The following is a 6209-nucleotide window of genomic DNA, read 5'->3' on the forward strand; positions in this document are numbered from 1 at the left end:
GCTTGGTGAATAATGCGGGTTCAGTGAGGATCACAAGCTTTGTTGCTGGAAAATCGTTCAAAAAGGGGAAACGCTCTTTGAGTGAATTGCGAAGCTTGCGAGTAGGGATTGTGAAAGGTTCGTGAATGCAACTTGTGAAGCCTGTTGGTGCTATCGGCTTCTTGTAAAACACCACCCAAATGAATGTCTTGTCAGTCACCGAATCTGTTCAAGGAGGCTGACAGCAACCAGAAGTTTCTCTACCGAAAGGAGGTTTGCCTTAGCCAGTGGCACACGTCACGGCAACTGAAAGAAGACGATTGGGCGTGATTGCAATCACGCAATGGAATTGAAGCTTGGGAGACAGTCTCTCCACCAGGTTTCGTTCCGAAGAAGAAGGAGTCGGTGACGCTCGACCAGCTGAAGTTTGCTGGAACAAACGTCGGCTTTTAACGGTCAAACGCCACCAAACTCACCACCTCCCATTTTAACACAAGGTCGAAGCCGTTCGGCTTTCGGCAACTAAAATCTCAGGAAAGACTATGAAGTCGCAATTTCGAAAATCAGGTTTCACCCTGATCGAGTTGTTGGTCGTGATCGCGATCATCGCTCTGTTGGCAGCGTTGTTGTTGCCAGCCATCACCAAGGCTCGCGAAGCTGCCCGTGCAGCCCAGTGCCAAGCCAACTTGAAGAACATCGGCATCGGCCTGTTCAAGTACAGCAACCGTGCTCCATCTGGTTCATTCTGCAGCGGAGCGTCGGACTTCCGTCGCGATGGTTGCATGGACGAATACGGTTGGGTTGCTGACCTCGTCAACGTTGGCGACGGCAACATGAATGAGTCGTTGGACCCTTCGAACCCATTGAAGGGCTCGGAAAAACTGAATGACTTGTACGGGAAAGACACCACGGACGCCAAAGATGCCGCACCACTGGCTCGCCTGAGTGCTGGCCAGTGTGGTAAAGCTGATTGGCAAGGCGTTTCGGGCGATGGAAGCTCCACCACCTTTGGCGGAACGGCTCCAGAAACTGCTGTTCGTGCCGAGTTGATCGCTCGCTACTTTTTGACCAACGGTTACAACACCAACTACGCCGCTTCTTGGCACTTGGTCCGTGGAATGGTCAAAACCGAAGCTGATCCAAGCACCGGCGAATTGACCACTTGGTCCGGCGGTGGGTTCAAAGGTTTGGGTGGATCGACTGGCCCAATGAGCGTCGCCGACTTGGAGCGAAGCCGTATCAGCAGCAGCAACGTTGGCTTCATCGGCTGTGCAGCACCTGGTGACGTCGACGAAGCGATTCTCGCCGCGACTCTCGGTTTCGATGGAACCGGCGTCTGGGGAACTGCCCTGAATCAAACCGAAGCTGTCGAGTACATCGCCAGCGGATCGTTGTTGACCGAAGCGTTCAACGACGGACCTGCCTACTGGAATGCGACTGCAGGAAACTTGGACTTGATTGGTAGCAACGAAACTCTGCTCGCGCAAATCGGTTGTGAGCGTGGCGAACCCACCACAGCTGGATGTGCTGCTCCAACCGGCCCAGGCGGCAACGGTGTTTACTTGCAAGACACCCGTGACTGGTACGCTGTTCACGCTGGTAGCTGCAACATTCTGATGGGCGACGGTCACGTTGAAGTCTTCGCCGACAGCAACGCCGACGGATTCTTGAATCCTGGTTTCCCCGTCACCGGTTTGACCGCTGCTGAGATCTCTGGTGTTGGCTACGCCGACGACAAGTTGGAAATGCCTCGCGACAAATTCTTCGCCGGTATCTTCATCAACGATGGCTACTTCAAAGGCAACTTTGAGTGATCCATTTCGGGTTTGAACAATCCGATTCGTAAGTTGGAACCATTGCGAGTTCCATCCATTCAAGCCACGGCATCTTTCAATGGATGCCGTGGCCGTTTTACGCAAGGCATGCCATCGAATGAGCGCGAGTTCAGGAATGTTTGCGGACAAAGATGGCGAGCTTTGGCTTCCATTTTCGTTGGTTCTCCTTTTCTTTGAAGAATAGAGTGTGATGAGCATCACAGGAAAGTTTTTGCTTGTGGGGATCCTGCTGGCGTCTGTCCTTGGCGGCCTTTCAACGGGATTGGCGACCATCGTGACTTACGCTCCGTATGGCGTCTCCAAAGCCGAACGCGCTGATTACGAGAAGAAGGTTTCGTTGATCAAACGCGAAGAGGCCCTGCGAAAAGAAGCCCAGTCGATGGGATTGCCGCAAGCAGTTTTGCCATCTACCCGGTACGACTTCGGGCTGGTCGATCCGCACACAACCGCTTCGCACGCATTCGAGATTTGGAATCATGGGGCGGGACCACTGACGATTGACGTTGCAGAGACAACCTGCAAATGCACTGTTGGAAGTGCACAGAAAGGAACACTCGCACCGGGCGAAAAAACGAGTGTCACACTGACGTGGAACACAGGTCAGAAATCCGAACAATATGAACAGGCCGCGCGTGTCATTACCAACGACCCAACGCGAGAAGTGATCGATCTAATGGTTTCCGGCGTGGTTAAAACCGAGCTCTTTGTGCCTGCCAAGGGTGTTTTCCACTCCGGTGATGCGGGTGAAGTCGTTGAGTCGACTCTTTTGATCTACAGCCAACAGCACGACGATATCGCAGTCGTCAGTGCCGAGTCCGATTTGGTCGGATTCGATTGGGAATCAAGTGTCGTTCCTTCCGACTCACAACCGTCTTTGTCAGAACAGCAGCCGACTGTCATCAACCAAGTCAAACTCCGATGTCAAGCTCAGAAGCCGGGCCGTTTTCAAGGCGAAGTGAAGCTGCATTTACTGGTCAATGGTGAGTCAGATGTGATCGAAAAAAGTGTCGAGCTAACTGGACGTGTGCACGCTCCCATTAGTTTTCACTCACCCATGCTCCATTCGCGAGATGGCCTTGAGCTGGGCACACTCGGGAACAACCAAGAGCACGAGTTTCATCTGATTGTTCGCAAGCACTTCAACGAAGAGCGTGCTCTCAGCGTTCTGGATGTCAGTCCAAAATCACTCGATGTATCCATTGAACCTACCAGTCGTTCTGGCGACTATCGACTGACCATTCGCATTCCCAAAGGGATCCCATCCACCATCTTCAATTTGGATCAGAAGCGAGGGTACATCCAAATCGGTGATCCCGAAAACGAAGACTTTTCGAATTGGTTTCCTTTGATCGGTGCGGTGGTTGCAAACGATGAGTGATAACACTTCAGGAAGTGGAATCGTCTTGCGGCCAGTTGGTCTTCGCAACATCATCGGGAAGATGGTGTCGCTCGTGTTGGGATGCCAATTGTTGTGCTGCGGGGGCTGTGGTCCCAGCAAAGAAGAGTTGATGATGCGTGCTGCGCAGCGCGCTCGTCCGAAAAGTTCGGACGAAAAAGAGGAGTCCGCGAAGGCACAAACCCAGCCAGTCAGCACGGCAATCGCATCAAAGGTGGTCGACGCCAAAGCAGGGGTAAAGGAGACGGCGAACGCCGCTACAACATCGGCGGTGCAGAAGGCAGCCAAAGACAGTGATGCAAACAGTCCGGAAGAAACAATCGGAGACTGGAAGCCAGTCTCTGATCGGAAACCGGCAAATCCTTTGGGTGAGCCAGAGCGTCATGCAAAGGCAGTCGAGAATCTCAATCGATTGACCGAAGCCCTGATGGCATACAAAGAAGACAAAGGACATTATCCGCCGTCGGCGCAAGCGAAGGCTGGGATCAAGACATTGTCTTGGAGAGTCTTGATTTTGCCTTATCTCGGGCATCAAGATCTATTTGAGAAGTTCGATCTCAACATGCCATGGAATCGTTCCCCAAACAAAGAGCTGATCGAGTTCATTCCTGATGAGTTGATTTCTCCCGAACGATTTGACAGCAAAACGAATTGGATGTTGCCGGCTCATCGCAACTACATGTTCGGGGACAACCGTTACCCGCGCGATCGCAATATTGAGGATGGGATTGAGAACACGCTGATGCTCGTGGAGGTCAACGATGATCTAGCAGTCGAATGGACTCGTCCGGTCGACTTCGAACCGGCGGATTTAGCTGCTTTGAAAGGATCGCTCGGTAATTTGCGATCGGGAGGTACGTTGGTTGCTTGGGCGAATGGCTGGCCTTCGTATGTTGCCAATTCGGTGTCAACGAAACAATGGACCAACGCGTTCACGTATGAATCAGGTGATGGGCAGCGGGCGGGGGCCATCCACAAAGAGCCCGATGCATTGCTTGCTGCAAATAAACCATCCCACAGCGAGACGAAGGTGGAAGCGAAGGTTTCTGGCCGAGTTGAAGCATCCAAGGTCGTCGAGAATACGGAGGTTGCGGCAGAGAGTTGGGGTGAAAATCGTTTGCCGGTCCCTCCATCTCCTGACTTAGCCACCTCCAATCAACGGATCGAGCAGTTGTTCGGGGAGCAGTTGGTTCGAGCGAAACAGAATCAGACGCAGGCGGAGCTGAGCAACGATTTCCTGAAGAAATCATTGGTGATGTCAGATGACGCCGCAGGTGCCTACGCCCTGCAGAACGCTGCGATTGATCTGGCGATCGACAGCGGCGACTTCATGCTTTTTCAGACGGTCTTGGATCAACACGCGTCCACCTTTGAAGTCGATCTTTATCAGGTCAATCGAGATGGCCTATTGGAGTTTTCGCGTCGAAATGATGTTGACGAGGACACTGCGAGTCAGATGGCATTTGTCCGCCGAGCGCTGGTCGCAATTCAAGAAGGTTTGAAACGAAACGATTTTGAAGGAGTTGGCCGCATCGCTTCCGCTTTGCCACGAGTGGAGGAAGAGCGTCGAGGGTTTCGGCGAGCCAATGTTCGGGGTGGCAAACGCGATGCATCAACCGACAAGCTCGTCCGGATTCTTCAGACACAACTTACCTCGGCGAACAAACAATACGAGCAAGCCGCTGAGAAGGTAGCCGAGTACCGAAAGAATCCGGGTGACGCGGAATTAGCATCAGCTCTCGGTCGGTTCTATTGCTTTCTGAAAGGCGATTGGGCAATGGGGTTGCCGTTGGTCATCAACGGAACAAGTGAAAAACTTTCCCGAGTTGCCAAGCGAGATCTGGAAGGTGCCAACGATGCCGAGGACTTCTTGGCACTAGGCGACATGTGGTGGGAATTATCGGAAGGATTGCCAGCGGGAATCTATCGTCAAGGGACCCGTGACCGAGCGGGCTACTGGTACGAGCAGTCCTTGGAAGTGATGCCGGAATCCTTGGATCGCTTGCATGTGCAGGCCCGTGTGAAGGAATGGCAGTCGCAGGATCCCGGCAGTCCGCTCGCAACGATCCGAACGATCAATCGACAACTAGGTTTGGCGGAAAACGCAGATCTCGAGCAGGTTGTGGCTCGAAAGCGTACTCAAGTGAATGCACCAGGTGATGACTATGAAGATGGTTGAAGATTTTAAGATTGGGGTTGTTGCATTTATTGCAAAGAGACTTCTGTATATTTGGGGGGTAAGTCTGTTGAGTCTAGGTGGAGTGGTCGATGCGGCTGCGGTAACCAGGACGGTCGAATTCAATGACGGCGTTGATTTTGATGTAGATGGGGACCAGATAATATCAGAAGAGGGAGAGTATGTGCTCGATGGAATGAGGTTCAGCGTTTCTGTAGGCGACTTTAGCTATCCACAAAACGACAGTAATTTCCACTGGTCGTTGCAAGGTGAAACGTCAACGTCTCTCGGGTCGCAAGCCGGTACGCGAGCTTTTTCGATTGAGGTAGCTGATCCCAGTTTAAGTCCAACTTTCGATATGCTGTCGATTACGATTATCGGTTTCAGTACCGCAGGGACCTCTAACAAGAACGTAACAGTGGAGTTCACGGGCGAGAAAGCCGATCCTATGGACAACGTTACTTTAATAACTTCACCGTTCGACGCTGGTGATCGAAACCCGACGAATCCCCTTGTCGTAAGTTTCGGTAGTGAGTTCGAAGGATTAACTAGGTTGAGTTGGAATCAAGGTGGAACTGCGATGGCTCATCAGTTCGACAACGTGACATTTCGTGTTACTGCTGTGCCAGAACCTGGCACGTTTCTCGCAATGATTGCTCTGACGACGATGGGTTTTGTGACTCGTGGTCGGCGATGGATTGTTAAACGCCTCCAAGTGGTTTGATTGTGGAGAAGGCGTTAGGCAACGAGCGAAGGAAAAGTGTCGGATTGAAATGGTGGCATAGGCTTCTAGCCTGTGTTCCTCGCAATCACAGGCTGGAAG

At 52.3% G+C, this 6209-nt stretch carries 5 protein-coding genes; 4 read left to right on the forward strand and 1 reads right to left on the reverse strand.

The window, feature by feature from the left end; genetic code table 11:
- On the reverse strand, positions 1-199 hold a 199-nt coding region (locus B2R17_RS14880; protein ID WP_286764598.1), incomplete at its 3' end, for a hypothetical protein.
- Between the two features lie 322 nt (positions 200-521).
- Here B2R17_RS14880 and B2R17_RS14885 point away from each other — a divergent pair.
- From B2R17_RS14885 to B2R17_RS14900, 4 genes are all read left to right on the forward strand, one after another.
- Positions 522-1793: a DUF1559 domain-containing protein gene (locus B2R17_RS14885; protein ID WP_286764599.1), complete on the forward strand. Its 1272-nt coding sequence runs from the start codon at positions 522-524 to the stop codon at positions 1791-1793.
- A gap of 211 nt (positions 1794-2004) precedes the next feature.
- The gene (locus tag B2R17_RS14890; protein WP_286764600.1) at positions 2005-3192 is read left to right on the forward strand and encodes a DUF1573 domain-containing protein; all 1188 of its coding nucleotides are present in this window, start codon (positions 2005-2007) and stop codon (positions 3190-3192) included.
- Positions 3185-5389 (forward strand): DUF1559 domain-containing protein, encoded by a 2205-nt coding sequence (locus B2R17_RS14895; RefSeq protein WP_286764601.1) that lies wholly within the window; start codon positions 3185-3187, stop codon positions 5387-5389. The genes B2R17_RS14890 and B2R17_RS14895 overlap by 8 nt, the downstream gene beginning before the upstream one ends.
- Entirely contained in the window at positions 5370-6110 is a 741-nt protein-coding gene (locus B2R17_RS14900; RefSeq protein WP_286764602.1) for a PEP-CTERM sorting domain-containing protein, read from the forward strand. The genes B2R17_RS14895 and B2R17_RS14900 overlap by 20 nt, the downstream gene beginning before the upstream one ends.
- The last annotated feature ends 99 nt before the right edge of the window (positions 6111-6209 follow it).

It is taken from the genome of Rhodopirellula sp. UBA1907, from assembly GCF_002337565.1.
Taxonomy (GTDB): Bacteria; Planctomycetota; Planctomycetia; order Pirellulales; family Pirellulaceae; genus Rhodopirellula; species Rhodopirellula europaea.